The sequence below is a fragment of the Burkholderia sp. Bp8986 genome (genome assembly GCF_003854225.1).
Taxonomy (GTDB): Bacteria; Pseudomonadota; Gammaproteobacteria; order Burkholderiales; family Burkholderiaceae; genus Burkholderia.
In genome coordinates, this window is the sequence record NZ_QTQM01000032.1 from 41,410 (window position 1) to 68,148 (window position 26,739).

The 26,739-nt window shown below is 68.4% G+C and carries 25 protein-coding genes; 6 read left to right on the forward strand and 19 right to left on the reverse strand.

The annotated features are described in order from the left end of the window. Positions 1-33: 33 nt before the first annotated feature. From DID99_RS25155 to DID99_RS25170, 4 genes are read right to left on the reverse strand one after another with little or no spacing between them, the layout of a single operon-like run. On the reverse strand, positions 34-1,002 hold the full coding sequence (locus tag DID99_RS25155; RefSeq protein ID WP_044843940.1) for a chemotaxis protein CheX: 969 nt from the start codon (positions 1,000-1,002) through the stop codon (positions 34-36). A 22-nt stretch (positions 1,003-1,024) separates the two neighbouring features. Further along, the gene (locus DID99_RS25160; RefSeq protein WP_124667702.1) at positions 1,025-1,609 is read right to left on the reverse strand and encodes a hypothetical protein; all 585 of its coding nucleotides are present in this window, start codon (positions 1,607-1,609) and stop codon (positions 1,025-1,027) included. Then, positions 1,606-2,346 carry a methyl-accepting chemotaxis protein gene (locus tag DID99_RS25165; RefSeq protein WP_124522938.1) on the reverse strand — a complete coding sequence of 247 codons (741 nt, stop codon included), beginning with the start codon at positions 2,344-2,346 and terminating at the stop codon, positions 1,606-1,608. Before DID99_RS25165 ends, DID99_RS25160 begins: the two co-directional genes overlap by 4 nt. 2 nt (positions 2,347-2,348) lie before the next feature. Further along, positions 2,349-4,757 carry an ATP-binding protein gene (locus tag DID99_RS25170; protein WP_124667703.1) on the reverse strand — a complete coding sequence of 803 codons (2,409 nt, stop codon included), beginning with the start codon at positions 4,755-4,757 and terminating at the stop codon, positions 2,349-2,351. A gap of 96 nt (positions 4,758-4,853) precedes the next feature. Between DID99_RS25170 and DID99_RS25175 the strand changes: the two genes are divergently transcribed. Beyond that, positions 4,854-5,075: a hypothetical protein gene (locus tag DID99_RS25175; RefSeq protein WP_124522942.1), complete on the forward strand. Its 222-nt coding sequence runs from the start codon at positions 4,854-4,856 to the stop codon at positions 5,073-5,075. Positions 5,076-5,155: 80 nt separating this feature from the next. On the opposite strand, the gene DID99_RS25180 is transcribed toward DID99_RS25175, so the two are convergent. From DID99_RS25180 to DID99_RS25205, 6 genes are all read right to left on the reverse strand, one after another. Next, positions 5,156-6,166: a succinylglutamate desuccinylase/aspartoacylase family protein gene (locus DID99_RS25180; protein WP_124667704.1), complete on the reverse strand. Its 1,011-nt coding sequence runs from the start codon at positions 6,164-6,166 to the stop codon at positions 5,156-5,158. A 31-nt stretch (positions 6,167-6,197) separates the two neighbouring features. Beyond that, positions 6,198-7,391, reverse strand: a complete 1,194-nt coding sequence (locus tag DID99_RS25185; protein WP_124667705.1) for a pyridoxal phosphate-dependent aminotransferase — start codon at positions 7,389-7,391, stop codon at positions 6,198-6,200. A 52-nt stretch (positions 7,392-7,443) separates the two neighbouring features. Then, complete coding sequence (locus DID99_RS25190; protein WP_124523798.1) at positions 7,444-8,139, reverse strand: ABC transporter permease; 696 nt, start codon at positions 8,137-8,139, stop codon at positions 7,444-7,446. 49 nt (positions 8,140-8,188) lie between these two features. Further along, positions 8,189-8,905, reverse strand: coding sequence for an ABC transporter permease (locus DID99_RS25195; RefSeq protein ID WP_044843934.1), 717 nt, complete (start codon positions 8,903-8,905; stop codon positions 8,189-8,191). 49 nt (positions 8,906-8,954) lie between these two features. Next, the gene (locus tag DID99_RS25200; protein WP_124488854.1) at positions 8,955-9,752 is read right to left on the reverse strand and encodes a transporter substrate-binding domain-containing protein; all 798 of its coding nucleotides are present in this window, start codon (positions 9,750-9,752) and stop codon (positions 8,955-8,957) included. 124 nt (positions 9,753-9,876) lie between these two features. Beyond that, on the reverse strand, positions 9,877-10,662 hold the full coding sequence (locus tag DID99_RS25205; protein WP_409333460.1) for an ABC transporter ATP-binding protein: 786 nt from the start codon (positions 10,660-10,662) through the stop codon (positions 9,877-9,879). Positions 10,663-10,910: 248 nt separating this feature from the next. On the opposite strand from DID99_RS25205, the gene DID99_RS25210 reads away from it, so the two are divergent. Continuing rightward, positions 10,911-11,567: a TetR family transcriptional regulator C-terminal domain-containing protein gene (locus tag DID99_RS25210; RefSeq protein ID WP_260426299.1), complete on the forward strand. Its 657-nt coding sequence runs from the start codon at positions 10,911-10,913 to the stop codon at positions 11,565-11,567. Between the two features lie 96 nt (positions 11,568-11,663). On the opposite strand, the gene DID99_RS25215 is transcribed toward DID99_RS25210, so the two are convergent. The 7 genes from DID99_RS25215 to DID99_RS25245 form a co-directional block, all read right to left on the reverse strand. Beyond that, a complete protein-coding gene (locus DID99_RS25215; RefSeq protein ID WP_124667706.1) occupies positions 11,664-13,268 on the reverse strand; it encodes a 5-guanidino-2-oxopentanoate decarboxylase in 1,605 nt (534 codons plus the stop codon). Positions 13,269-13,323: 55 nt separating this feature from the next. Beyond that, positions 13,324-13,962, reverse strand: a complete 639-nt coding sequence (locus DID99_RS25220; protein ID WP_124522953.1) for a MarC family protein — start codon at positions 13,960-13,962, stop codon at positions 13,324-13,326. 61 nt (positions 13,963-14,023) lie between these two features. Next, positions 14,024-14,752, reverse strand: coding sequence for an NAD(P)H-dependent oxidoreductase (locus tag DID99_RS25225; RefSeq protein WP_124667707.1), 729 nt, complete (start codon positions 14,750-14,752; stop codon positions 14,024-14,026). Positions 14,753-14,793: 41 nt separating this feature from the next. After that, entirely contained in the window at positions 14,794-15,588 is a 795-nt protein-coding gene (locus DID99_RS25230; protein WP_124667708.1) for an ABC transporter permease, read from the reverse strand. 20 nt (positions 15,589-15,608) lie between these two features. Then, positions 15,609-16,484, reverse strand: coding sequence for an ABC transporter permease (locus DID99_RS25235; protein WP_124488860.1), 876 nt, complete (start codon positions 16,482-16,484; stop codon positions 15,609-15,611). A 22-nt stretch (positions 16,485-16,506) separates the two neighbouring features. Then, positions 16,507-17,616, reverse strand: a complete 1,110-nt coding sequence (locus DID99_RS25240; protein ID WP_124667709.1) for an ABC transporter substrate-binding protein — start codon at positions 17,614-17,616, stop codon at positions 16,507-16,509. A 138-nt stretch (positions 17,617-17,754) separates the two neighbouring features. After that, entirely contained in the window at positions 17,755-18,918 is a 1,164-nt protein-coding gene (locus tag DID99_RS25245) for an ABC transporter ATP-binding protein (RefSeq protein ID WP_124667710.1), read from the reverse strand. 146 nt (positions 18,919-19,064) lie between these two features. On the opposite strand from DID99_RS25245, the gene DID99_RS25250 reads away from it, so the two are divergent. From DID99_RS25250 to DID99_RS25260, 3 genes are read left to right on the forward strand one after another with little or no spacing between them, the layout of a single operon-like run. Further along, positions 19,065-19,853 (forward strand): enoyl-CoA hydratase/isomerase family protein, encoded by a 789-nt coding sequence (locus DID99_RS25250; protein WP_044843924.1) that lies wholly within the window; start codon positions 19,065-19,067, stop codon positions 19,851-19,853. 3 nt (positions 19,854-19,856) lie between these two features. Further along, positions 19,857-21,014, forward strand: a complete 1,158-nt coding sequence (locus tag DID99_RS25255; RefSeq protein ID WP_044843923.1) for an acyl-CoA dehydrogenase family protein — start codon at positions 19,857-19,859, stop codon at positions 21,012-21,014. A gap of 50 nt (positions 21,015-21,064) precedes the next feature. Further along, positions 21,065-23,194 (forward strand): acetate--CoA ligase family protein, encoded by a 2,130-nt coding sequence (locus DID99_RS25260; RefSeq protein ID WP_124667711.1) that lies wholly within the window; start codon positions 21,065-21,067, stop codon positions 23,192-23,194. A 97-nt stretch (positions 23,195-23,291) separates the two neighbouring features. On the opposite strand, the gene DID99_RS25265 is transcribed toward DID99_RS25260, so the two are convergent. Further along, a complete protein-coding gene (locus DID99_RS25265) occupies positions 23,292-24,683 on the reverse strand; it encodes an FAD-binding oxidoreductase (protein WP_124667712.1) in 1,392 nt (463 codons plus the stop codon). Between the two features lie 43 nt (positions 24,684-24,726). Next, positions 24,727-25,857 carry a porin gene (locus tag DID99_RS25270; RefSeq protein ID WP_124667713.1) on the reverse strand — a complete coding sequence of 377 codons (1,131 nt, stop codon included), beginning with the start codon at positions 25,855-25,857 and terminating at the stop codon, positions 24,727-24,729. Positions 25,858-26,118: 261 nt separating this feature from the next. Between DID99_RS25270 and DID99_RS25275 the strand changes: the two genes are divergently transcribed. Further along, a complete protein-coding gene (locus tag DID99_RS25275; protein WP_124522968.1) occupies positions 26,119-26,715 on the forward strand; it encodes a thioesterase family protein in 597 nt (198 codons plus the stop codon). Positions 26,716-26,739: the final 24 nt, after the last annotated feature.

A 26,739-nucleotide genomic window follows, 5' to 3' on the forward strand; every position in this document is an offset into this window, starting at 1 on the left:
GTCTTCCCCTTTCGTCGTTGCCGACTTCAACATTCAAAACAGTTCGAGTTCGCCCGCTTCCACCATTGGCCCCACGTCCTGCACGGATTCGCGGAAATCCTCCGGCGACCAGCTCAGGCTGAACACGAAACGCTGGTCGAGCCGCACCGACCGCCCCGATGCGGGGTCGGTCATCCGGTACTTGAAACAGAGCTGCGGACAGTCGCCGCCGAACGAAATGAACTTCTGCTTGTGATTGACGACGAGCGGCACCTGCACCGGATGGCGCGCAAGGGCCTCCGCGTCGCCGAGATAGCGGTTCTTGAACGCGCCCCACACGAGGTTGGTCAGCTCGCCGAGCACGCTGTTCACGTCGCGGAAATCGGGTGCCCGGCCGTCGTCGCGCGTGCCGCCGATCATGTCGAGCAGCGGCTGCTCGCTCGTCTGCAGCAGCATGTAGCCGCGGCACCATGCGCTTTCCAGCGCGATCAGGCTGAACACCTCGCCGAAAATGATCTGGTCGCGCACGATGCACGGCGTGTCGCGCTCGATCGTCATGCCGGGGAACAGGCTGTCGAGCCGCGCCTCGGTGATCTCCGCGATGCCGCGCACCAGCGCGTTCGGGTAGTCGCGGCCGAACAGGTACTCGTCGATCGCGCGCTTGAGCGGCGTCAGGTCGTCGGCGACGTAGGCCGCGCACGCGACGCGTGCGAGCGCATCGGGCAGCCCGTCGCGCGACGCGTCCCCTGCATTCGACATGCGGCGCAGGATGATCGGCAGCTCGGGGCGCAGCGCATCGATCTGCGTCGCGACGATCGCGCTTTCGTCCGGCGAGCCGCCGTAGTCCTCGGCGAGCAGGATCGCGCCGAGATCGATGTTCGAGCGCAGCACCTTCAGCAGCCGGTTGCGCCGCACGGTCAGGCCGACCAGGTTGTGCTCGTCGCAGAAGCGCTTGAGCGTCGCCGCATGCGCGCGGCTGTCGTCGAGCACGAGCACCTTGCTGACGGGTTGGTCTACGGTCATGTCGCGGAGTCCTCGCAATCGGTCAAAACAGTTCGAGCTCGCCGCCCGTGTCCACGCTCGCCGCTTCCGACACGTGGAAATCGACCGGCGCGTTCGCGCACACGCACAGCGTCGCGCCGATCCGCACGTCGCCGTCGAGCGTCACGTCGTACGCGGCCACGTGGCCGGGATTCAGCGCCTGCAGGTAGTCGATGCTCGCGCCGCTCAGCAGGTAAGGCGTCGACATCCCGAGATCGGGGAACGGCACGGTCAGCGCCTGGTTGATCGCGCCGCAGCACAGGTTCGCGACTTCCATGAACGCTTCGGGCAGCGGCCGCTGCGCGCTCGCGCCGGGCGCCGCCGCAGCGAAATGGCGGCGCGTCGGTTCGTCGTCCCGAAAACGCAGCGCGAGCAGCAGCCGGAAATGCAGCGCCGAGATCGTCAGCACTGCGACGTGTTCCGCGATCTTCGGCATCGCGCGCGACTTCGTGCGGGATGGGTCATGTGACGCACCATGTGCGTCGTCGTCAGCCGGCCGGATCTCGCACGCGCCGCCGGACGCGAGCCGCGTGCGCGCCGCATCGAAGAAGATCCGCTCGAAACCGGCGCGGGCCTGCGCGCTGATCACGCCGCCGCTCCTTCGAGCCGCGCATGCAGCTGCCCCGCCAGCGTCTCGACCGTCGCGAGCGCGGCCGTGATCATCTTGCCGCCGGCCTGGATGTCCTGGAACGTCGCGGCCGTCACGAGATCGTTGCGGTTCAGGCTGTCGCGATAGCTGTTCGACAGTTGCTGCGAGCGCGCGGCAAGCCCGCGCACCTCGCTCGCGACGATCGAGAAGCCGCGTCCCGCGGCGCCCGCGCGCGCGGCCTCGATCGATGCGTTCAGCGAGACGATCGACACGTGCGCGACGATCGCCGACAGCTCCTGGTTCTTCGTGCGCATGTCCTGGTTCTGCGTGGTCAGCGAGATCATCTGCTCGTGCCAGCGCTCGAACGTGCCGGCCAGCCCGCGCAGGCGCGCGGCCTCTTCGGCGAGCTTCGCCGCGTGCTGCGACAGCGCGGCGCGCTCGGCCGCGAGCGCCTGCAGCGCGTCGCGCTGCTCGCCGGTGCCGGCCGCCTCGCGCGCCCGCGTTTCCTCGAGTTCCGTTTCGCGGCGCGTCCATGCCCGTGCGGCTTCCGCATGTGCGGCCGCGGCTTCGTCGGCCCGCGCATCGGCCGCGCCGAGCGCGGCGCGCAACGCGTCCGCTTCGCGCGTCAGCGCGGCAACGTGCCGCGCGCGTGCGATGCGCCACGCGAACGCGGCGATCGCCGCGACCACGAGGCCGCCCGCCAGCGCGGCACCGATCGGGATCATCCACGCTTGCACGATCACTCCGTTGCGTCGACGTTCACGGCGTGCACCGGCTGCCCGAATTCGGACGCCGCAGCGTTGGCCACGCCGTTGACCGCACCGTCCGCCGCGAAACGCGCCGGCAGCGACACGATCGTCTCGAACGCGCGATACGACGCGCCGATGCGATCGTCGGTAAAGCGCAGCGCGATATCGCCGCCGTCGCGCTTCAGGAAGTTGCGCACCGCGTCCATCCCGACGCCGCGCCCCGATACCTCGGTCACCGCGCGCGCGGTCGAGAAGCCCGGGCGGAAGATCAGTTCGGCCACGGCGTCGTCAGTCAACCCGGCTTCGTTGCCGGCGTCGATCCAGCCGCGCTCGCGCGCGATCCCGCGAATCCGGTCGAGCGCGAGGCCACGGCCGTCGTCGGCGAGCACGAAGCGCAGTGCCTCGCCGTCGACGTCGACCGCGATGTCGATCTTGCCGGCCGGCGCCTTGCCGGCCGCGCGACGCTCGTCGGACGTTTCGATGCCGTGGTCGATCGCGTTGCGCAGCAGGTGCATGAACACGTTCGTCAGCGTCGCGCCGATCTCGCTGCGCACGCGATGGCCGTTGCTGTCGATATGCACGACGGGCGCCGGCTTGCCGAGTTCGGCCGCGAGCGACGGCAGCGATTCGATCACGCCGCCCAGCGCATCGCCAATGCCCTGCGTGCCGAACTGGCTCAACAGGCGGCGCACCGAATCGCGCGCCGCGTGCCAGTCGCCCGCGTTCGCCGGGTCGGCGCCGTCGAGCATGCGCAGGCTCTCGCTGATATGCGCGCGCTCGACCATCAGGTAGTCGGCGCCGCCATGCTGCGCCGCCTCGCCGTGGCGGCCGAGCGTGACCGCGTTGATCGTCGCGTAGCGGTCGACCGCCTCGCGCACGCGGGCGAGGTCGTCCATCAGCGCATCGCGGTTCCACTCGGGGCCGCCGTCGGCGCGGCGCAGCGATTCGTACGCCTGCTCCGCTTCGTGCACGATGTTGGTCAGGTGCTGCAGGCTGTACGTGCGCGCATTGCCCTTGATCGTGTGCATGTTGCGAAACAGCGCCGCGACGATCGAGTGATCCGCGCGTTCGTGCTGGCGGATCATCCGCTCGTTCTCGCTGAGGAAACCCTTCGCGCTGTGCACGAAGTCGTGGAACTTGTCCTGGCTGATCGACAGGATCTCGCCGATCATCTCGAGGCGGCGCTGCTGCTCGCCGGCCTGCGCGGTCAGCTCGCGGATCTCCGTCACGTCGCGCACGCACAGCATCAGCCGCACGACCGTGTCGGTCTCGTCGGTGATCGCCGACCAGCTCAGGTCGAGCCATTTCTCGCGGCCGTCCGGCATCCGCTTCGCGACTTCGTTGACGAGCAGGTGCTCGTTGAACGCGAAGTTCATGCTGTCCTCGCCGAGGCACGCATGCACGGCCGCGTCGACCTGCGAGCGCGCGTCGGAACCGATGCCCGAATCGTCGAACACGAGTGCCATCAGGTCGCGGCCGGCGATGTCGTGCGTTTCGAAGATGGTTTCGAGGTAAGCCGAATACTCCGCATGCACGACCCCGCCCTCGACGACGGTCAGGATCCCCTGCTGCATGTTCTGCAGCATCGCCTGGATGTCGGCCGTCTTCTGCTTCAGTTGCGCGGCGTTCTCCTGGATCTTCTCGATCATCCCGTTGAACGCGACGATCGAATGGCCGATCTCGTCCATCCGGCCCACCGGCACGCGGCGCGTGAAGTCCTGGCTCGTCGCGATCTCGCTCATCGCCGTCTGCATCCCGATCAGCGGACGCGTGATCTGGCGATACAGCACGAAGCCGAGCGCGGTCAGCAGCACGACCACCGTGCCCGCCACCCCCGCGATCGCGGTGGCCGTCGTCGCGAGCATGCCGTTCAGCGCACGGATCGCGTCGTCCTTCTGGCGGTTCTTCTCGACGCGCAGCGTGTCGACGATGCTTTCGAGTTCGTCGCGATACTGCGCGACGTTCGCGAACAGGTACGCCTGCGCCATCTCGGGCTTGCCGTCGGTCTTCATCTTCACGGTGTCGTCGATCGCGGCGAAGTAGTTCGCGGCGCTGTCCTTCGCCTGCGCGACGAGGCCTTCCTGCGCGCGGCCGACCGCCGATTTCGCCTGGGCGTCGAGCGCGGCGCGCAGCGCACCCTGCTTCGCCTTCAGTTCGTCGCGCGCCTGCGCGGCGGTGTTCGCGTCGGGCGCGTACACCAGCGTCATCGTCGCGATCTGGATGTTCTTCACGTCGGCGACGAGATCCGCCGACGCGAGCGCGCTCGGCACGATTCCCTGGGTAACCCGACGCACCTCGGACGCGCTCTTGCGCGTCTGGTACACGGCGTACACGCCGATCGCGGACAACGCGAAAAACGTCAGGACGACTAGCAGCGTAATGCGATGACGGATGGTCATGAGTACAGCTCCCCGCAGCGATCCGGCTTCGATCGCGCTCTGGCCTATTGAAAGAATGTGAGCGGCGAATTATCGGGGATGGTGTATGACCGTCCGATGACTGAAAATCAATCGGCCGTTGAGGAAATCGCAATGATTAATTGCGACGGGAAAATCCTAAAGTTTTCCGCGAATGAGCCGTTAACCTTCGGCGCATCTGGGCTCTGGCCGCTTGCCGGGCAGCGCGGAATAATCGCATCCGGAAATTTATTCTTCGATTCTCGATTCGGCAATTCAATCCGGCCGAATACCGGTGAAACGTTTGCGCATTATCCGTGAATCGAATCGCTCGGGCAGTCATTCACGCGCGATAACGGAGATCATGCGCGAGCCGGACCGGCGGGCCGCATCATTGCCGCTCACGGATCGAGCGCACCGCCCGACCAGCCTGCCGACGGCCGCGACCCGGTCAGCTTCAACGCGACGTCGCCCTGCGCGACCAGCCGCTCGCGATTGCGCGTGACGATGCGCCCGGCTTGCGGCGCCACCAGCACGTGCTCGCTGCCGGGCACGCCCGGCAGCGCGACGATCCGCGCGATGCGCTCGCCGGCCTCGACCGTCGCGCCGAGTTCGCGTTCGTACACGAGCACGCCCGACACCGGCGCGAGCACGGTTTCCATGTGCGCGATCGGCACGGCGTCGCCATGCCAGTCGCGCACGCCGGCCGGTTCCGCGATCACGCCGCGGCCGCGCAGGAACGCAAGGATGCCGTCGGCATCGCGTTCTGCGAGCGTGTCGGACACGTCGGATTGGCCGCGCAGTTCGATCGTCGCGACGAGTCGCTCGCGCAAACCGCCGTTGCGCGCCCAGTGCGCGGCAATCGCGCCTTCGAACGCGCCGTCGTCGTCCTCGTCCCACAGGATCGCGACGTCCACGCCGAGCGCGGCCGCGAGATCGCGGCCGGCCGGCCACAGATCGCGATGCAGGTATACGTACGGCAGCGCCTCGGAATCGGTATGCAGATCGAGCACGATGTCGGCGTCGCACGCGGCGTCGAACACCGTGCGCTGCCACGCGGCGAACGTCGTCGCGGGCCGGCGCGCCGCAGCCGATTCGTGAAAGTGCCGGTTGAAATTGCGGTGCGTCGCGTCGTGGAAGCGGCCGAGCAGCCGCCCTTGCCGGAACTGCGCGAGCCCGAGCGGATTCGCCTGCGGCACGACCGTCACCGTGCCGCGCAGCACGCCGCGATCGTGGACTGCACAAAGTTGCGGCAGCAACCGGTGCAGCACGTGCATGCCGGCGATCTCGTCCGCATGCACGCCGGCCTGCAGGTGTACGCGCGGCCCGTCGCCGCCCGACAGCCGCCACGCGCGTATCGCGAGCGGCTGGCCGCCGTCGCCCGGCACCTGCCACGTCAGCGTTTCGATCATCGTCGCTCCTCCTTCCGGTTCCGGATATGCATCACGACGCCGCGCGCGCGTCCCCGCCGAGGCTCGCGACGAATGCCGCGATGCGCTCGCACGCGTCGGCGAGCTTCGCATCGTCGACGACGAAGCCGAAGCGCACGAAGCCCGACGCCGTTTCGCCGAACGCGCTCGCATCGAGCAGCGCGACCTGCTTTGCGCGGAACAGCCCCCACGTGAAAGCGTTCGCATCCAGCCCCGTGCCGCGCACGTCGACCATCATGAACATCCCGGCTTCCGGCAGCAGGCAGCGCAGCCCCGGGACGTCGCGCAGGCGCGCGTACGCGAGGTCGCGGCGGCGCCGATACAGCTCGCGCATGTCGGCGACGATCGTGGCCTTGTTGTCGAGCGCGGTCACGGCCGCCTGCTGGACGAAGCCGGGCAGTCCGTACAGCATGCACAGCGCGAGCCGTTCCGCATGCTCGATCAGCTCGATCGGGCCGATCGCCCAGCCGACCCGCCAGCCCGGCATCGCATGCGATTTCGACAGGCTGCCGATCGTCACCGTGCGCTCGGCCATCCCGGGGAGCGACGCGATGCTGACCATGTCGCGCTCGAACGTCAGCTCCGCGTAGACCTCGTCGGACACGACCCACAGGTCGCGCTCGCATGCGAGCCGCGCGATCCGTTCGAGATCGGCGCGCGGCATCACGACGCCGGTCGGATTGCACGGCGTCGCGAAGAAGATCGCCTTCGTGCGCGGCGTCACGGCCGCTTCGAGCGCGTCGACGTCGAGATGAAAACCGCGAGCCGCATCGACCGGCACCGGCACGAGCGTCGCGCCCGACGCGCGCACGCTGGCTTCGTACGTGAGGTACATCGGCTCCGGCACGAGCACCTCGTCGCCGGCCTCGCACAGGCACAGCGCCATCGCGAACAGCGCGTTCTGCGCGCCGGCCGTCACGATCACGTGCTCGGCGCCGACCGCCTGCCCGCACGCCTTCGCATGCTCGCGCGCGATCGCCGCGCGCAGCTCGGCGCGCCCACGCACTTCGCTGTAGTGCGTATCGCCGCCGCGCAGCGCGGTCACCGCGCGTTCGACGATCACGTCGGGGGTCGGGAAATCCGGATCGCCGACGCTCAGCACGATCGCCGGCTCGCCCGCCGCGACGGCCGCCTGCGCCGCGTAATGAATGTCCCAGGCGGTCGTGCGCTTGCCCTGCAGGCGCTCGACCAGCTTCGAATAGTTCATGTGTTCTCCGTCGCGCGGCGCCCGCCCGGCCGCCGCGCCATCAAGGGTTCGTTCAACGCGGCATGCGCACCGGCACACGCCGCTCGAGCCGGCCGAACGCGCGCTCGATCGCGAACGCGAGCACGACGTAGATCACCGCGATCGCCAGCAGCGGCTCGTAGGTCCGCAAGGTCTGCGCGCGGATGTAGTTCGCGGCGCCGAGCACGTCCATCACCGCGACCGTCGACGCGAGCGCGGTCGATTTCAGCAGCATCACCGTCTCGCCCGCGAGCGTCGGCAGCAGGATCTGGATCGCGCGCGGCAGCCACACGCGCCGCGCGATCATCGACGGGCGCATCCCCATCGCGCGCGCGGCCTCGATCTCGCCCTTCGGCACACCGCGCAGCCCGGCGCGCAGCACTTCGCCGACGTACGCGCCGACGCTGATCACCAGCGCGAACGCGACATACCAGAAGCCGTCGCGCAGGAACGGCCACAGCACGCTGTCGCGCAGCGCGGGCCAGCCGGCGAACAGCGAGCCGACGCCATAGTAGATCAGGTAGATCTGCACGAGCAGCGGCGTGCCGCGGATCACTTCGGTGAACGCCTTGCTCACGCGCGCGACGACTGCATTGCCCGACAGCCGCGCGAACGCGACGGCGATCGCGAGCCCGAAGCCGAATACGGCCGACACGACGAGCAGCTTGACGGTGGTCAGCACGCCGAGCAGCAGCAGCGCCCCGTAGGAAGACAGTACGCTCAGATCCATGACATTGATCCGGTTCGGTCGAAAGATGCGTGGAAAGGCGGGACGTGGGTCACGATGCGGGCATCCAGCGGCCGAAGCGCCGCTCGATCTCGCGAAACAGCATGCCCGACAGCGACGTGATCGCGAAATACACGGCCGCGACCATCAGGTAGTAGTGCAGGTACTCGCGCGTCGAACCGGCCGCCTGCTTCGCGGTGTAGAGCAGCTCGCTGTAGCCGACCACGCTGATCAGCGCGCTGTCCTTCACGAGGATCAGCCACAGGTTCGTGAAGCCGGCCAGTGCATACGGCGCCATCGCCGGCAGCGTCACGCGGCGGAACACGAGCGCGGGCGGCGCGCCGAACGCGCGCGCGGCTTCGATCTGCCCGTACGGGATCGCGAGGATCGCACCGCGGATGATCTCGGCCGCATACGCGCCCTGCACGATGCCGAGCACGATCACCGCGGCCGCGAAGCCGTTGACCGCGACCGGCCCGACGCCGATCGCCGTCATCAGCAGGTTGATCGCGTCGGTGCCCGCGTAGTAGAGCAGCAGGATCAGCAGCAGCTCGGGCACCGCGCGGCACAGCGTCGTGTAGCCCTGTGCGAGCCGCTCGAACGCGCGCACGCCGGACAGCTTCGCGACCGCGCCCAGGAGCCCGAGCACGATGCCGACGACGAACGCGCCGAGCGAAATCTCGAGCGTCACGCCCGCGCCCTGCAGCAGCGCGACGCCCCAGCCGTCCGGGTCCATGCCCAGGTAGCTCACCCATCCCCAACCGTCCATGCCGCCTCCTCCGTCCGTGCGTGGCGCCCGTCGGCGCGAAATCGTGCGATCAGTGCGGCCAGAGGTCGATCGGGAAATACTTCTTCGCGATCTGCGCGTACTTGCCCGACGCATGCAGCTGCTCGAGCGCCTGGTCCATCTGCTGCTTGAGCGGCGCATCGGCCTTGCGCATCCCCGCGCCGACGCCGTAGCCGAAGATCGCCGGATCCATCTTCACGCTGCCGGGCCCTTTCAGCTCGAACGTCGCACCGTCCTTCGACTTCAGGAAATCGAGAATGCCGAGCTGGTCGAGATACATCGTGTCGATGCGGCCCGCGACGAGGTCCGAGTTGCAATCGTCCTGCGTGTTGTAGAGCCGCACTGTCGCGGTCTTGCCGTACGCCATCTTGATGAACTCGGCGTTCGCGGTCGAACCCTGCACGCCGATCACCTTGCCCTTCAGGCCGTCCGGCGTCAGCGTGAGCTTCTGGTTCTTCGCGCCGACGAAGGTGCCCGGCGTCTCGTAGTACGGCCGCGAGAACGCAATCACCTTCTGGCGTTCCGGCGTGATCGACATCGAGTTGAAGATCACGTCGATCTTGTCGCTGAGCAGCGCCGGGATGATGCCGTCCCACGCGACTTCCTTGATCTCGCACTTCGCCTTCATCTGCTCGCACACAGCGCGGATCAGGTCGGCCTCGAAGCCGCTCCACTGCCCGGTCGGGCTTTTCATCAGGAACGGCGGATACGGCTCGGCGGCGACGCCGAAGCGCAGCACGCCCGGCGACGCGTGCGCGGAACCGAACGGCGCAAGCGCCGCGAGAACGAGACTCAACAGGCACAGCAGACTGCGAACGACACGCTTCATGGTCGGACTCCTGGCTGGAAAGATACGAAATCGGTACGGCCGGTATCGGTGTGGCCGGCATCGGTGCGGCCGGCATCGGTGCGGCCGGCCGCGCAGGCAGGCACGCGCGGGCCGTGCCATCGGTTCAGTGACGTTGCCGGTGCGCGTTGACGAACTGGCGGCAGCGTTCGCTCTGCGGCGCATCGAAGATCTCGGCCGGCGCGCCGCTCTCCTCGACGCGTCCCTCGTGCAGGAACAGCACCTTGTTCGACACGTCGCGCGCGAATGCCATCTCGTGCGTGACGAGGATCATCGTGCGGCCTTCGCACGCGAGATCGCGGATCACCTTCAGCACTTCGCCGACGCGTTCGGGATCGAGCGCGGAAGTCGGCTCGTCGAACAGCATCACTTTCGGCCGCATCGCGAGCGCGCGCGCGATCGCGACACGCTGCTGCTGGCCGCCGGACAGGAACGCCGGATAGACGTTGCGCTTGTCGGCGAGGCCGACGCGTTCGAGCAGCTGCTCGGCGCGCGCGAGCGCTTCGGCGCGCGGTTCGCGCAGCACGTGCACGGGCATCTCGATCACGTTCTCGAGCACCGTGCGGTGCGCCCACAGATTGAAGCTCTGGAACACCATGCCGAGCCGCGTGCGAATGCGTTCGACCTGGCGCGGATCGGTCGGCACGGTGCGGCCCTTGCGGTCGAGCTTCAGCCCGATCTCCTCGCCATCGACGACGATGCGCCCGCGGGTCGGCGTCTCGAGCAGGTTGATGCAGCGAAGCAGCGTGCTCTTGCCCGAGCCGCTCGCGCCGATCAGCGAGATCACTTCGCCTTCGCGCGCGCTCAGCGACACGCCCTTCAACACCTCCAGCTCGCCGAACCGCTTGTGCAGGTCCGTCACCTGCACGCGCTCCTCGACCGCCGTCTTCACGCTCTCCGCCCGCGCCAACATGCTGTCTCCTGTGTCGAATTCTCACGCCCGTCCCGCGCGGGATCGCGGCGCCTTGTTGAATGGCCGACCAACCTCATGTGGAGTCGAGTATAGGCTCTGTTGAACAAGGGTTCAACAGATTTCAATAATCCGGAAGCAAGGGTTTTCGCGGGTTCCATCGCTGTAATTGAACAAGCGTCCGACACTCCCCTATAATCGGTGCCATGACGATTCCGTAAGGTCACCCCGTGAAAAAGACTTCTGGCAGCGCACCGGTTCAGACCCGCAGCCGCGGCATCCGAGAAACACCCGCGGTGCGGCAGCAATCGATCATCGACGCGACGATGCGCTGCATCGCGCGCTACAGCTATTCGGAAACCACGATCGACCGCATCTGCGCGGAAGCGAAGGTGTCGCGCGGGCTGATCAACCATCACTTCCAGTCGAAAGACGAGCTGATGGCGCAGACCTACAAGCGGCTCGCGGCCGACCTGCTCGACGTGTCGCGCGCGGCCGCCGCGAACGCGACGGGCCCCGAGGACAAGCTCGACGCGATCATCAAGGTGTGTTTCGCCGCGCCGGTGTTCGCGCCGAAGAACGTGAAGGTCTGGCTCGGCTTCTGGAGCGTCGCGCACAGCGATCCGGTGATCCGCAAGGCGCACAAGGAGCTGTATGCCGGCTACCGGCAGGCGTTGAAGAAGCTGTTCGACCAGATCGCGGAAGTGCGCGGCGGCACCGTCGACAGCGAGCTCGCCGCGCTGACGGTGACAGCGGTGATCGACGGCTTCTGGCTCGAACTCGCGCGCGACCCCACGTCGTTCACCGCGGAAGACGCGCTGACGAGCTGCCTGCGCGTCGTCGATTCGTTCCTGCCGCCGCCGAAGACGGCGCGCAAGCGCGCGTAACGCACGCAACGCGCCTCGCCGGCAAGCCGGCGCACTCGCGCCGCACTCGCGCCGCAACCGGCACGACGGCCTCGCATCGCGAGGCCGTTCGCATTTTCAGGCCGCGCGAATCTCGATCAGGTACGGCGCGTCGTGCGCGGCCGCTTCGCCGAGCGCACCGGCCAGCGACGCACCCTCTTCGACTCGCTGCGCACCCCATCCATACGCGCGCGCGAGCGCGACGAAATCGGGCGTATGCAGATCCACGCCGACCGGCTCGACGCCGCCGTCGACCATCGCACGCTTGATCTCTCCGTAACCGCCGTTGTTCAGCAGTACGACGATCACGCGCGCGCGATGCTGCACCGCGGTGCCGAGTTCGGCGAGCGTGTACTGGAACCCGCCGTCGCCGGCGAGGCAGACCACCGGCCGCGACGCATCGCCGAGGCTCGCGCCGACCGCGGCCGGCAGCCCGTAGCCCAGCGAGCCGAAGCCGACCGACGCGTTGAACCAGCTGCGCGGACGCGACGCCGCGAAGCCGACGTTGCCCGCATAGACGATCCGCGTCGAATCGCCGACGAGCGCCGCATCGGGCAGCGCGTCGCGCACGCTGTCGAGCAGCGCGAGATCGCGCCGCATTTCGTCGTTGAGTTCCTGCCGCGCGGCCGCACGGCACACCGCCGCGCGCTCGACGCCGTCACCGCCGTCGCTGCGCGCCCGCCCATCGGCCGGCCACACGCGCCGCAGCGCACGCAGGGTTTCGCCGACGTCGCCGAGCAGCGGCAGCGCGGGCACCGCATTGCGGCACAGCTGCTGCGGATCGATGTCGATCCGCACGAGCGGCGCGGGCATCGAGAAGCTGCGCGTCGCATACAGGTCGTAATCGGTCGGGCCGAGCTCGGTTCCGAGCGCGACGATCAGGTCGCTGTCGCGCATCAGCGCGCGCACCGCGTCGCTCGACGCCGACCACGACACGCCGAGCGGATGCGCGCTCGGCAACACGCCGCGCCCGTTGATCGTCATCACGACCGGCGCGTCGAGCGTCTCCGCGAGCCAGCGCACGTCGGCGGCCGCGTCGAGCGCGCCGCCGCCCGCGAGAATCAATGGCGCGCGCGCGGCGGCGGCCTTCGCACGCAGTGCGTCGATGCCGTCGGCCGATGCGGGGCCGGGCGCGATGCGCAGCGGCACGGCCGGCACCGGCGGCAATGCATCGGCCGGCGCCGCGAGCACGTCGAGCGGAATCTGCAGATGCACGGGGCGCGGCCGGCCGCCCGAGAACACCGCGAACGCGCGCGTGATCGCCTGCGGCAGCGCGTCGGCGCGCGGCACCGTGTAGCTGAACGCGGCGATGTTCTGCGCGAACGCATGCTGGTCCGGCAGTTCGTGCAGATGGCCGTTGCCGGAGCCGATGTCGCCGGACGCGTTGACGCTCGAAATCACCAGCATCGGAATCGAATCCGCATACGCCTGCGCCATCGACGTCGCGATGTTCGTCATCCCGGGGCCGGTGATCACGAAACACACGCCGGGCTTGCCGGTCGCGCGCGCATAGCCGTCCGCCATGAAGCCGAGGCCCTGCTCGTGGCGCGCACTCACGTGGCGCAGCGCGCTGCCGGCGAGCCCGCGGTACAGCTCGATCGTATGCACGCCGGGAATGCCGAACACCGTGTCGACGCCGTAGGCGGCGAGAAGGTCGACCAGGTACATGCCTACTGTTTTCATGTGATTTCCATCGTTCAGGGTAAGGAGGTGGATCGCGCGCGGCCCCGTGAGGCAGTCAATGCGCGAGCCCCGGCAACAGTTCGCGCACGCCCTGCGCGAGCATCTGGAACGCGATCGCGGTCAGCACGATGCCCGACAGCCGCTCGACCAGCGTCCTGCCGATCTCGCCGAGCCGCCGGCACCACGACGCCGAGCACGCATACGTGAGCCCGATCACGCCCGCGTGCAGCACGCACGCCGCGCTCAGCGCCAGCAGGTCGGCCGGCGTATGAAAGCGCGTCGCGGTCGTGATCACGAGCGACATCACCGCGCTGCCGATCGACAGCGGGAAGATCAGCGGCACCGCGATGTAGCTGCGCCATTGCGCATGTTCGAGCCGCGTGTCGCCGCCGCTGCGCTCGTCGTTCGCCGTGCCGCGCATCATCGGAATCGACCACAGGCACAGCACGAGGCCGCCCGTCAGCGTCAGCGCACCGAGCGTGAGACCGAGCATGCGCAACAGGAACTGGCCGCCCCACACCGCGCCGATCATCAGCGCCGCGATCCACGCGAACAGCCTGAACGCGATCTGCCGCTGTGTCACGTCGGGAAAATGCCCGGTGACGGCCGCATACATCGGGATCGCGACGGGCGGACAGAACAGCGTCAGGAGCCCGGTCAGGAACAGCAGCACGTCGCTCGACGTCAGGGTCATCGCTCGAACTCACATGCGGTCGGGTAGAAAAGCGGCGCGGCGGCAACGCGGCCGGTCGTGGTCAATCCTGCGCGGTTTCCTGCGGCGCGCGTTCGCGCCGCCGCATGTCGCCGTCGAAATCGTCGAGCGTCGGAAACGCCATCGGTTCGTGCCGGTCGATTTCTGCGAGATAGGCGTCGTAGCGTTCCAGAACGGCCGCGCGCTCCGCGTCGCCGATGTACGGCACGTGATAGCCGACGAACGACGGCAGCACGTCGAAGCCCGCGTAGCCGAGCGTGCCGCGCAACACGTGGCGCAGCATCAGGTCCATTTCGCCGTGCACGCCGTCCGCACCGAACATGTAGTCGCGGCCGCCGCACGTATAGGCAAGCAGCGCGCGCTTGCCGCGCATCCCGCCGCGATCGTAGAAGCGCACGCCGCCGTACACCTTGCCCGACACGAGCACGCGGTCGATCCAGCCTTTCATGATCGCCGGCACCGAGCACCAGAACAGCGGAAAGCTCAGGATCAACAGGTCGCACGCGGCTAGCTTGTCGAGTTCCGCGGCAATGTCCGGCGCGATCGCGTGCGCGGCGACGTTCTCGCGCTGCTCCAGCGCGTAGACGAGATAGTCGGGGTTCTTGCGCACGCCGAAATCGGCCGCGCTCGCGACCGGATTCCACTGCATCGCGTACAGGTCGGACACCGTCACGGTATGCCCCTGCGCTTCGAGCGTGCTCACCGCGCGGTGCAGCATCGACGTCGTGAACGACTGCGGTTCGGGATGGGCGTGAACGATCAGGACTTTCATGGTGCGAGTTTTCTCCGCGACGTAACGTTGAACTGCTGGATTCAGACGGATCCGGCCGCACGCTTGCGCAGCAGCGACAAGCCGATCGCGACGCAGGTCGCGACGAGCAAAAGCGTGGATACCGACGCGATCGCCGGATCGACGTTCTCGCGCATCCCGTCCCACATGCGGCGCGGCAGCGTATAGACGTTCCGGCTCGAGATGAACAGCGTGACGACGAGCTCGTCCCACGACAGGATGAACGCGAACACCGCGGCCGACAGCACGCCCGGCCGGATCGACGGCAGGATCACGTAGCGCAGCGTCTGCGCGACGTTCGCACCGAGGCTGCGCGATGCCTGCTCGATGCGCAGCCCGACGGTCGCGAGCGATGCCGAAACCACCACCACGACGTAAGGCACCGACAGCACGACGTGCGACAGGATCGCGGCGGGATAGCTGTCGAGCATCCCGAGTTCGCCCCACAGCCGGTAGAACGCGAGCGCCGACACGATCGGCGGCACGATCAGCGGGAACAGGATCACGCCGCGCACGAACTCGCCGCGCCGCGACGCGACTTTCCACAGCCCGATCGCGCACAGCGTGCCGAGCGCGACCGAGATCGCCGACGACACCAGCGCGATCAGCCCGCTTTGCAGAAAGCTCGACACCCAGCCGTCGTCGTCGAGCAGCACGCGGTAGTGCCGCAGCGACAGCGCGCCGTCCGGCATCGACAGGTAGTCGCTCGGCGTCAGCGAGACGGGCACCGACACGAGCAGCGGCAGCATCAGGAACAGGATCGCGGCCCACGCGATACCGACCACGAGCGCGCGTCCTGCGGTCATTCGGGTGTTCATCGGAACCTCCTCCGTTCGGGTCAGCGCGCGCCGAACAGCTCGCGCAGGTCGACGAAACGCGCGAGCAGCGCGAGCGCGGCCAGGATCGACGCCAGCAGCAGCGACGCGAGCGCCGCCCCGCTGCCCCAGTTCACGAGCTGCAGGATCTGCGTGCTGATGTATTCGGCGATCATCACGGTGCGGCCGCCGCCGAGTATCACCGGCGTCACGTAGAAGCCGAGCGAGAAGATGAACACGAGGATCGCCGCGCCGACGATGCCCGGTCGCGTCTGCGGGAAATACACCTTGCGGAACGTGACGAACGCGCCCGCGCCGAGCCCCTGCGAGGCACGCGCGAGCTGCGGATCGATGCCCTTCATGTTCGCGTATAGCGGCAGCACCGCGTACGGAATCATGAAGTGGATCATCCCGATCACGACGCCGACCTCGTTGCGCATCAGCGGCAGCGGCGCGTCGATCAGCCCGATGCGCAGCAGCAGCGTGTTGACGAGCCCCTGCTCGCCGAGCAGGAACAGCCACGAGAACGCGCGCACCAGCACCGACGCCCAGAACGGCACGAGCAGCCCGAACATCAGCGCCATCCGTTGCCGCGGGCCGACGTGCGCCATCGCATACGCAATCGCATAGCCGAGCGCGACCGAACACACGGTCGTGACCGCGCACACGCGCAGCGTGGTCCACAGCACGCGATGCACGCCGTGATTGCCGAGCAGCCGCGCATAGTTGTGCAGGCCCGGCTCCGGCACCGTGAAGCCGAGCCACAGCACACGCACGAGCGGATACACGTACAGCACGATCAGCACCGCGAGCAGCGGCACGACGAGCAGCCAGTAACGATCGGCCTTCGCGCGGCCGAGCGGGACCGCGCCCGCGACGGGAGTAGACAGGGTATTCATGGCGTCACGCTCGCGAGGCGGCTCAGGACGACATCAGGTCGGTGTACTGCGCGAGCGTCGCTTCGTAGTGCTGCGCCCACCACTCGGGATTCACCTTGCACTGCTTTGCCCAGTTCTCCGGCGTGCCCGGGTTGTCGGCGCGTAGCGCCTGCGGCACCGCGGCGGTCGCGGCCGGCGTCACCGGCCCGTTGCCGAGCAGCGACAGCAGGCGCACCTGCGGCTCGACGCCCTGCACGAACTTGATGAACTGCCAGACGGCATCGCCCGACGGATTGTTCTTCGGCACACCCCACACGTCGCACGACGCGAGCCCCTGCTCCCACGTATAGCGGAACCGGCCATTGCTCTCGCGCTGGATCACGTTCGCGCGCGTATGCCAGATGCACGCCATGCTGACTTCGCCGTTGCGCAGCAGCTGCAGGCTGTCCGCGCCCGAATCCCACAGCAGCACGTTCGAGCGCAGTTCCTTCAGCTTTTTCAGCGCGCGCGGCACGTCGATCGGATAGACCTTGTCCTTGTCGACGCCGTCGGCCATCAGCGCGGCTTCGAGCGCGCCGCCCATCCATTTCCACAGCCCGCGCTTGCCCGGAAACTTGCCGACGTTCCAGAAATCGGCCCAGTTCTTCGGCGGATTCGCGCCGAACTTGCGCGCGTCGTAGACGAGCACGTAACTCAGCAGGTACGACGGCACGCCGAAGTCCGATGCAAGCCCCGGCAGCGTGTTGCGGCCGACGACCGAATAGTCGATCGGCCGCAGGAAGCCCTGCTTGCCGAGCTTGATCGCCGCGAAGCCGTCGAGATCCATCACGTCCCAGATCACGTTCCGGTTCTCGACCATCGCCTTGATCTTGCCGTCCTCCGGCGACGAGTCGTAGCCCATCCGGATGCCACTCGACTTCGTGAACGGGTCCATGTACGCGGAGCGGAACGCCGAACGCGCTTCGCCGCCCCATGCGCTGAGCACGATTTCCTTCGGGTTCGACGCGAGTGCGTCCTTCGCGCCGAGCGACAGCAGCGTCGGCGCGATGCCGGCCGCCGCGCACAACCGCAGAAAATCGCGGCGGCGCTGCGACGTCGCCGGTTGAAGTTCGCGTGCTTGGTCGAGCAGGTCCTGCAGATGGCGGTTCGTCATGGTGTCTCCTCCAGGCTGGTCAGCGCCCGCACGCGTCTCGTCGTTTTCGGGCATCGGTGAATCGGTGAATCCGTCAGTCGGTGAGTCGGCGGCGACGGCGGCTCGTGCCGCTTCGCGCGGGATGCAACGTGCGCCGCGTCAGTGGGCCGCGATCTGGCACGTCGCGTCGCGCTCCCACTGCACGAACACGTCCATGCCGCAGCGTGGTGACGCGAGCCCGCGCCATGCGGGCACGTCGGCCGTCACGCAGCCGAGCACCGGCGTCTCGATCTCGAAGCGGTACGACGAACCGAAATAGCTCCAGTGGCGAATGCGACCCGCGACTTCGTTGTGCGCACCGCCGCACGACGTCGCCGACACCGCGACCTTCTCCGGGCGCAGCGCGAACAGCAGCGGCTCGTCGGGCCGCGCACCGCACGCCGGCGCGAAGAAGCGCGCATCGCCGACGCGGTAATGCGTCGTCGAAGCATCGCCGCCGAGCGCGACACCTTCGATGAAATTGCTCTTGCCGAGGAAGTCCGCGACGAAGCGGTTGGCCGGCTGCTCGTAGAGCCCGTCCGGCGTGCCGATCTGTTCGAGCCGGCCGTCGCGCATGATCGCGATCCGGTCCGACATCGACAGCGCTTCCTCCTGGTCGTGCGTGACGAACAGGAACGTCGCGCCGAGCCGCTCGTGCAGCGCCTTCAGCTCGACCTGCACCTCGCCGCGCAGCTTGCGGTCGAGCGCGCCGAGCGGCTCGTCGAGCAGCACGAGATCGGGATCGAACACCAGCGCGCGCGCGATCGCGACGCGCTGCTGCTGGCCACCCGACAACTGGCGCGGCAGGCGATCGGCAAGATGGCCGAGCCGCACGAGATCGAGCGCGGCCTTCACGCGCTTCACCGCGTCGGGCCCTTTCTGCTTGCGCACCATCAGCGGATACGCGACGTTCTGTTCGACAGTCATGTGCGGAAACAGCGCATAGCCCTGGAACACCATCCCGAAGTTGCGCTTCTCGGGCGGCAACGCGACGATGCTGCGGCCGCCGACGCGCAGGTCCCCGCTGCTCGGATGCTCGAAGCCCGCGACGATCGTCAGCAGCGTCGTCTTGCCCGAACCCGACGGCCCGAGGATCGTCAGGAATTCGCCGCGCGGAATGTCGATCGTCGTTTCGCGCAGCGCATGCACGCTGCCGTAGCGCTTCGACACGCGATCGATCTGCAGGCCCGCGCCGCTCGCCGCATGCTGCGCCGCCGCGCGTGCCGCATGCGCCCCGGTCCTGCCGTCCTCCACACCTGCCGACGTCTCCATCACCACGCTCATCGTGTGTCTCCTGGTCGACTCACAATTGGGTTGAACGTTCATTTAACAGAACTTATACTATGCCGAAATGCGGTCCGCAAGTAGCGGCGACCCTTGCCGGCTCTGACACCACCCCGACGCACAACAACCAGGAGACAGTGATCAGCATGAGCATCGAGGACATTCGAATCGAACGGCACGACGGCGTCGTGACCCTTCGCCTGAACCGCCCGGCGAAACGCAATTCGCTCGCGCGGCCGCATCTCGACTTTCTTCGCGAGACGCTCGACGCGCTCGCGAACGATCCGGCCGTGCGCTGCGTCGTACTGACCGGCACCGGCAGCGCGTTCTGCGCGGGCGCGGACGTCGACGAATGGGCCGAGGCCGAGCGCAACGGCGAACTCGACACCTACGGCTGGACCGAGCGTGCGCACCGTTTCGTGCAGACGCTCGCCGCATTTCCGCGTCCGACGATCGCCGCGCTGAACGGTTCGACGGTCGGCGCCGGCACCGACATCGGCTTCGCGTGCGACTTCCGCATCGCGAGCACCGCTGCGACGCTGCGCTGCGGGTATACGGGCATGGGCTACAGCCCCGACATGGGCGGAAGCTGGTTCCTGCCGCGCATCGCGCGCCCCGACGTCGCACGCCGCTTCATCTTTCTGAACGAACGCTGGAACGCGCAGGACGCGCTTGCCGCGGGGCTCGTGTCCGAAGTCGTCGACGCCGACGATTTCGCAACGCACGTCGCCGCGTTCGCCGCGCGTCTGGCACAAGGGCCGAGCGTCGCGTTCGGCCACACCAAGGCGCTGCTCGCGCAATCGCTCACGCACACCCTCGCCGAGCAACTGCGCGGCGAGCTGGCGGCCGGCGTCGCGTGCGGTCACAGCGAGGACGGCCAGGAAGCGCTTCGCGCGTCGGTCGAAGGTCGCGCACCTCATTTTGTCGGGAGATGATCGATGGATTTTTCGCTGACCCAAGAGCAGGAAATGCTGGTGACGTCGCTGCGTCAGTTCGTCGAGAAGGAACTGCAGCCTCATGAATTCGCGGTCGATCGCGCGGACGACGTGCCGCCAGAACTCGCCGACTCGATCCGCCGCAAGTCGCTCGAGCTCGGCTTCTATGCGTTCAACATGCCCGAGAGCGCCGGCGGCCCGGGGCTCGACTACGTGACGCAGGCGCTCGTCGAACGCGAGCTCGGCCGCACGAGCTGGGCGCTGCACGTGTTCGTCGCGCGGCCGAGCAAGATCCTGATGGCGTGCAAGGGCGACCAGGTCGAGCGCTACCTGAAGCCGGCCGTGCGCGGCGAGCGCGTCGACTGCTTCGCGCTGACCGAGCCGGGCGCCGGCTCCGACGCGATGGGCATCCGCACGCGCGCGGTGCGCGACGGTGACGACTACGTGATCAACGGCAGCAAGCACTTCATCAGTCATGCGGACACGGCCGACTTCGTGATCCTGTTCGCCGTCACCGGCGAGGAGGAAGTGCGCGGCCAGAAGCGCAAGCGCGTGACCTGCTTCCTGATCGACAAGGACACGCCGGGCATGACCGTGCGGCGCGGCCCGCACTGCACGAGCCTGCGCGGCTATCACCAGTCGGAGATCTTCCTCTCCGACTGCCGCGTGAGCGCCGCGCAGATCCTCGGCGAAGAGCATCGCGGCTTCGAGCTCGCGAACGACTGGCTGACGGCCGGCCGCGTGATGGTCGCCGCGAACAACATCGGCCGCGCGCAGCGTGCGTTCGAGATGGCCGCCGAATGGGCCGCGACGCGTCATCAGTTCGGCAAGCGCATCGGCGACTTCCAGGGCACGTCGTTCAAGCTCGCGGACATGCAGACCGAGATCCGCGCGGCGGAACTCGTCACGCTGTACACCGCGCAGAAGCTCGACCAGGGCACGATGACCGACGGCGACGCCGCACTCGCGAAGCTGCTCGCGACCGAGACGCTCGGCCGCGTGACCGATCACGCGGTGCAGATCTACGGCGGCATGGGGCTGATGGACGAACTTCCGATCGAGCGCTTCTGGCGCGATGCGCGCATCGAGCGCATCTGGGAAGGCACGTCCGAGATCCAGCGCCATATCCTGTCCAAGGAAATCCTCCGACGCTACAGCTGACGTGAATCGTCGCGCCGGCGCGTCCGGCGCGACTTCCGAAAGGACCTTTCATGACTTCCTCTCCCGCAGTCAGGGATCACCGCGCGGCCGCGGCGACCAATCTGCGCCGGCTGCTCGACCCGGCCAGCATCGCGTTCGTCGGCGGACGCGGCATCGCGGGCGCCGTGCAGCGCTGTCGCGATTACGGCTATGCCGGCGACATCCGGCTCGTCAATCCGAATCATGCGGAGATCGACGGCGTGCGCTGCCATGCGAGCGTCGCCGACCTGCCCGCCGCGCCGGACGCCGTGTTCGTCGCGGTGCCCGCGCGCCAGGCGATCGACGTCGTGCGCGCGCTCGCCGCACGCGGCGCCGGCGGCGCGATCGTCTACGCGTCGGGTTTCTCCGAAACGGGCGCCGACGGCGCCGCGCTGCAGCAGGCGCTGGTCGACGCGGCCGGCGACATGGCCGTGCTCGGCCCGAATTGCTACGGCCTGATCAACGGGCTGAACGGCAGCGCGCTGTGGCCGGTCGCGCATTGCGCGCCGCGCGTCGAATCGGGCGTCGCGGTGATCACTCAGAGCGGCAACCTCGCATACAACCTGTCGATGAGCGCGCGCTCGGTGCCGTTCGCGTATCTCGCGAGCGTCGGCAACCAGGCGTCGGTCGACATCGCGCGCCTCGTCGATGCGTTCGTCGACGATCCGCGCATCCGCGCGATCGGCGTGCACCTCGAAGGGCTGAAGGACGTGCGCGCGTTCAGCGAGGCCGCGGCCCGCGCGCTCGCGCGCGGCGTGCCGATCGTCGCGCTGAAGAGCGGCACGTCGACGCTCGGCGCGCAGCTCGCGATGAGCCACACGAGTTCGCTCGCGGGCTCGGACGCGCTGTACGACGCGCTGTTCCGGCGGCTCGGCGTGATTCGCGTGAAGGACCCGGTCGGCCTCGTCGAGACGTTGAAGCTGCTCGCGATCGCAGGCGTGCCCGAGCGCCGAACGCTCGCCGCGCTGGCGACGTCCGGCGGCGATGCGGGGCTCGTCGCCGATCTCGGCGAAGCGCGCGGCATCGCTTTTCCGCCGGTCGGCGATGCCGGCCGCGACGCGCTCGGCAACGTGCTGCCCGCGTACGCGACGATCGCGAACCCGCTCGACTTCACGACCACGCCGTGGGGCGACCCCGACAAGATGCGCGCGTGCTGCGACGCGCTGCTCGCCGATCGCCCGGGCGCCGCCGCGATGATCCTCGACTATCCGCAGGAAGCGACCGGCGAGCGGCCGCTGTGCGATATCGCCGCGGACGCGTTCGCGGCGTCCGCACGCCAGCACGGCGTGGTCGGCGCCGTGATTTCGGTGTTTCCGGACCTGACGCCGCCCGATCACGCGGCTCGCATGGCCGCCGCCGGCGTCGCGCCGCTGCAGGGGCTGGCCGACGGGATCGCTGCGATCGGCGCGGCGATGGCCTACGGCGACACGCGCCGCCGCGTGCTCGACGCCGACGCGCTGAACGCGCTGCCGGTGCTGCGCGCGGGCGACGGCGGCCACGGCACCGCGACGCTGCACGACGAATGGGCGAGCAAGCGGATGCTGGCCGCGCACGGGCTCGACGTGCCGCCGGCCGAATGCGTCGCGCCCGCCGATGCGCCGGCCGCCGCGCAGCGGCTCGGCTTTCCGGTCTGCGTGAAAGTGGTCAGCGATCGCCTGCCGCACAAGACCGAGGCCGGCGCGGTCGCGCTGAAGCTCGGCTCGCCCGAAGCCGTCGCCGCGGCCGTGGTGCGAATGACCGAACAGGTCGCGCGTCATGCGCCGGATGTGCACGTCGAACGCATCCTCGTCGAGAAGATGGCCGACGCGCCGCTGCTCGAGCTGATCGTCGGCGTGAAGCGCGAGCCGAATTTCGGTCTCGCGCTGGTGCTCGGCACCGGCGGCGTGCTGGTCGAACTGATCCGCGACACCGCGACGCTGCTGCTGCCGGTGCGCGAAAGCGACGTGCGCGACGCACTGCTCGGGTTGAAGCTCGGCCCGCTGCTGACCGGCTATCGCGGGCAGCCGAAGGCCGATCTCGATGCGGTCGTCGCGAACGTGATGGCGATCGCACGCTTCGCACAGGCGCATGCCGACACGCTCGTCGAACTCGACGTCAATCCGCTGCTGGTGATGGAACGCGGTGCGGTGGCCGTCGATGCGCTGGTGCGGCTCGACGCGTGATGCCGGCCTGAAACGCGGCGGCCCGCTTGCGTGATGCGCGAGCGGGCCGCTGCCTGATTGCCGAGCCGTCCGTCGAAAGCGAAGAACGCTCCGCCGTTCAGATCACCTTGCCGGGATTCAGAAGTCCGAACGGATCGAATGCATGCTTGAGACGTCGCATCGCGGCGATCTCGACGTCGCTGCGCGAACAACCGAGCCAGTCGCGCTTGTAGCGGCCAATCCCGTGCTCGGCCGACACCGAGCCGCCCGCATCGCGCACGAGCGGATACAACACCGCGTCGACGTCGTGCGCGCCCTCGCCCGTCGCATACGGCGCGGAAACGCACACATGCAGGTTGCTGTCGCCGAGGTGGCCGAAGAAGAACACGTGCGCCCCGGGCCAGCGTGCGTTCAGCGCGCGCTCGCACGCATCGATGAACTTCTCCGTCGCGCGCGGCGGAATGCCGACGTCGAAATTGACGACGCCGGGGAGATCGTCGATCGCGAGCCCTTCGCGCACCGTCCAGAAGGCCTGCGCATCGGCCGCGGTCTGCGCGAGCGCCGCATCGTCGATCAGCCCGCGTTCGAGCCAGTCGGCCAGCACCGCTTCGAACCGTTCGGCCGTCTGCGCGGCATCGCCGCTCGCGCATTCGATCAGCACCTTGACGCCGCCGTCCGCCGGCAGCGGCGCGCGCGTGCCGGGCGTATGCGCGCACACGTAGCCGTAGAACGCCGGCCACATCGCCTCGAAGCTCAGCAAGTCCGCGCATGCGGCACGCGCGTCGCGCAGCAGCGCGAGCGCCGCCGCCGTATCGCGCACCGCGCACAACGCGGTGGATGGTGCGGCGAGCCGCGGATGGAGCCGCAGCACGACGCGCGTGATGACGCCGAGCGTGCCTTCGCTGCCAACGAAAATCTGCCGCAGGTCGTAACCCGCGTTGTTCTTCAGCATCTTGTTCAGCGAACTCAGCACGGTGCCGTCGGCCAGCACGACCTCGAGGCCGAGTACCTGCTCGCGCGTCGTACCGTAGCGGATCACGCGATTGCCGCCCGCATTGGTCGCGACGTTGCCACCGATCTGGCACGAGCCGCGCGCGCCGAGATCGATGCCGAGCGCGAATCCTGCGTCGTCCACTGCCTGCTGCAGCTCCTGCAGCGTCGTGCCGGCCCATGTGGTGACGGTGGCCGCGTCCGCATCGATCTCGACGACGCCCTTCATGCGTTCGAGCGACAGCACGACGTCCTGCGCAGCCGGCCCGGCGCCGGCCGCGAGCCCCGTCATTCCGCCCTGCGGCACGACCGTCTGACGATGCGCGGTGCAGATCGCGAGCGCGCGGCTCACATCGTCGACGCTGCGCGGCCGCACCAACGCACGCGGCCGCGGGCCGGCCGCTTCGCCGTAGTTCGTGAAATGACGCGCGCCGATGGCGTCGCCCACGCTGACGCAATCGGCGCCGAGTGCGTCGCGCAGCGCGGCGACGACGTCGCCGTTCAAGGAAGGATCGGACATGATCGACGGGGCCGGCCGAACCCGGCCCGGGAGCGAGTGAGGATCAGAAATTGTGCCGCATGCCGATGCGCGCGGCGGCCTGCGTGCGGCTCGTCGACGGCGTGAAGCTGTAGCCGATCACCGCGTCGACGCCGTTCGATGCACGCATCCAGTCGACCGCCGCATACACGTCGATGCGCTTCGACAGCGCGTAATGCGCGCCGAGCGCGACTTCGTGCCAGTGATGACCTTCGAACGTCGTGTACTGATAGCCGGCGACGAGCGACAGCGGCACGGTCGCCTGGTACAGGCCGCCCGCTTCGTACACGCGCATCGTCGACGATTGTCCGTAGCCCTTGAACGTCGTGTTGCTGAAGTCCGCGTTCAGCGTCAGCTTGCCGAACGTGTACGACGCGCCGACACCGAAGATCGATTGCGAATCGATCGAGAACGGCGTCGAATCGTGCAGGTCGGTGACGGCGCCCGTCGCCGGGTCGACCGTCGCGACCGTCTGCCCGAGCATCGTCCGCACGCCCATCTGCGCATACGGATCGAGCGCGGCAAGCCGGCGTGGCGCGTTGAGCCGCGTGTAGTTGCCGCCCGCCGAGAAATCGCCGTGCGTGTAGCTCGCGCCCACGCTCCATGCGCTCCCGTCATGGAAGCTGCCCGCGTCGTTGCTGAACGAATACATGCCGCCGACCACGAGCCCGTGGAAGCTGTTGCTGACGAATTTCACCGCGTTCTGCAGCCGGTCCCCGCTCTGGCGGTCGAAATCGCCGAGATGCACGCCGTAGCCGCTGCCGAACGCGCTGACGTTGTACGCGGCCGTGAAGTCGAATGCGAAGTCGTACTGATTACCGAACGTCAGCGTGCCCCAGTCGTTGCCGAGCCCGACGTACGCCTGCCGCCCGAACATCGCGCCACCCTGGTTCAGCCTGCCGGTGCCGAGCCGGAAGCCGCTCTCGAGCTTGAACACCGCCTTGTTGCCGCCGCCGAGATCCTCGGTGCCCATCAGGCCGACGCGGTTGCCGTACGACACGCCGTCGTCGAACAGGTACGCATGCGCGCCGCCCGTGTTGTTCACGTAGGTGATGCCGCCGTCGATGATCCCGTACAGCGACACGCTGCTCTGGGCATGGGCGTAGCCGTGGACCATCACCGACATCATGCCGGCCAGCAGGAAGCGCTTCTTCATTTTCGGTGTCTCCGGTTGCCGCGCGCGGCGGCTCGATTTTCGTTGTGCGTGAACGCCGCCCGCCTGCTTCGCTTCGGCACCGCGGCGCTGGCGAGTATAGGTTTTGCTGAATGAATGTTCAATCGATTGACGAGAGCAGCTGCACCGGTGTTTACACCCATCGGCGATTTCATTATTGAAAAAACGTTCAACCCGTCATAACATCGACCGGCAGCCCCGCGGACGACGTGCGGGCCCGTTCCGAACCTCGGAGTGCACTGGATGACGACCACCCTCAGCCCCGCCGCCGAGCCGCGCCTGCGCTCGGCCTACGAAGGACAGAAGTCGCGCCCGTACGACCCGGCCGCGCCGATCGCGACGCCGCTCGAACTGCATCGCTGCATCGTGCAGCCCGAGTGGGTCGACTACAACGGCCACATGAGCGAGTCGTGCTACCTGCTCGTGTTCGGCGACAGCAGCGATGCGTTCTTCCGCTACTTCGGCATCGACGACGACTATCGCGACGCCGGCTGCTCGATCTATTCCGCGGAAACGCATATCCGCCACCTGCGCGAAGCGATGCTCGGCGAGCCGCTGCGGCTCACGGTGCGGCTGCTCGACCTGGACGATCGCCGGCTGCACGTGTTCCATTCGATGCATCACGCGACGACCGGCGCGCAACTCGCGACCGGCGAACAGCTGCTCACGCACGTGGACATGCGCGCGAAACGCTCGGCGCCGTTTCCGGACGCGATCCGCCGGCATCTCGACGCGATTCACGCCGAGCATGCGCGCGCGCCGCGCGAGCCGCACGCGGGCCGTGCGATCGCGATCCGCCGCGCGGCCCCTGCTGCTTCCGCTGCTTCCACTTCCCGCTGACCAAGCCGAACCACGACGGAGTTT

What these genes read in the sequence shown, in the direction of transcription:
- DID99_RS25155 (WP_044843940.1), bottom strand. Translation starts at nt 1,002, where the DNA reads ATGACCGTAGACCAACCCGTCAGCAAGGTGCTCGTGCTCGACGACAGC.
- DID99_RS25190 (WP_124523798.1), bottom strand. Translation starts at nt 8,139, where the DNA reads ATGGATCTGAGCGTACTGTCTTCCTACGGGGCGCTGCTGCTGCTCGGC.
- DID99_RS25175 (WP_124522942.1), top strand. Translation starts at nt 4,854, where the DNA reads ATGACTGAAAATCAATCGGCCGTTGAGGAAATCGCAATGATTAATTGC.
- DID99_RS25235 (WP_124488860.1), bottom strand. Translation starts at nt 16,484, where the DNA reads ATGAATACCCTGTCTACTCCCGTCGCGGGCGCGGTCCCGCTCGGCCGC.
- DID99_RS25260 (WP_124667711.1), top strand. Translation starts at nt 21,065, where the DNA reads ATGACTTCCTCTCCCGCAGTCAGGGATCACCGCGCGGCCGCGGCGACC.
- DID99_RS25250 (WP_044843924.1), top strand. Translation starts at nt 19,065, where the DNA reads ATGAGCATCGAGGACATTCGAATCGAACGGCACGACGGCGTCGTGACC.
- DID99_RS25185 (WP_124667705.1), bottom strand. Translation starts at nt 7,391, where the DNA reads ATGAACTATTCGAAGCTGGTCGAGCGCCTGCAGGGCAAGCGCACGACC.
- DID99_RS25245 (WP_124667710.1), bottom strand. Translation starts at nt 18,918, where the DNA reads ATGAGCGTGGTGATGGAGACGTCGGCAGGTGTGGAGGACGGCAGGACC.
- DID99_RS25265 (WP_124667712.1), bottom strand. Translation starts at nt 24,683, where the DNA reads ATGTCCGATCCTTCCTTGAACGGCGACGTCGTCGCCGCGCTGCGCGAC.
- DID99_RS25170 (WP_124667703.1), bottom strand. Translation starts at nt 4,757, where the DNA reads ATGACCATCCGTCATCGCATTACGCTGCTAGTCGTCCTGACGTTTTTC.
- DID99_RS25195 (WP_044843934.1), bottom strand. Translation starts at nt 8,905, where the DNA reads ATGGACGGTTGGGGATGGGTGAGCTACCTGGGCATGGACCCGGACGGC.
- DID99_RS25225 (WP_124667707.1), bottom strand. Translation starts at nt 14,752, where the DNA reads ATGAAAGTCCTGATCGTTCACGCCCATCCCGAACCGCAGTCGTTCACG.
- DID99_RS25255 (WP_044843923.1), top strand. Translation starts at nt 19,857, where the DNA reads ATGGATTTTTCGCTGACCCAAGAGCAGGAAATGCTGGTGACGTCGCTG.
- DID99_RS25275 (WP_124522968.1), top strand. Translation starts at nt 26,119, where the DNA reads ATGACGACCACCCTCAGCCCCGCCGCCGAGCCGCGCCTGCGCTCGGCC.
- DID99_RS25180 (WP_124667704.1), bottom strand. Translation starts at nt 6,166, where the DNA reads ATGATCGAAACGCTGACGTGGCAGGTGCCGGGCGACGGCGGCCAGCCG.
- DID99_RS25240 (WP_124667709.1), bottom strand. Translation starts at nt 17,616, where the DNA reads ATGACGAACCGCCATCTGCAGGACCTGCTCGACCAAGCACGCGAACTT.
- DID99_RS25230 (WP_124667708.1), bottom strand. Translation starts at nt 15,588, where the DNA reads ATGAACACCCGAATGACCGCAGGACGCGCGCTCGTGGTCGGTATCGCG.
- DID99_RS25215 (WP_124667706.1), bottom strand. Translation starts at nt 13,268, where the DNA reads ATGAAAACAGTAGGCATGTACCTGGTCGACCTTCTCGCCGCCTACGGC.
- DID99_RS25270 (WP_124667713.1), bottom strand. Translation starts at nt 25,857, where the DNA reads ATGAAGAAGCGCTTCCTGCTGGCCGGCATGATGTCGGTGATGGTCCAC.
- DID99_RS25200 (WP_124488854.1), bottom strand. Translation starts at nt 9,752, where the DNA reads ATGAAGCGTGTCGTTCGCAGTCTGCTGTGCCTGTTGAGTCTCGTTCTC.
- DID99_RS25220 (WP_124522953.1), bottom strand. Translation starts at nt 13,962, where the DNA reads ATGACCCTGACGTCGAGCGACGTGCTGCTGTTCCTGACCGGGCTCCTG.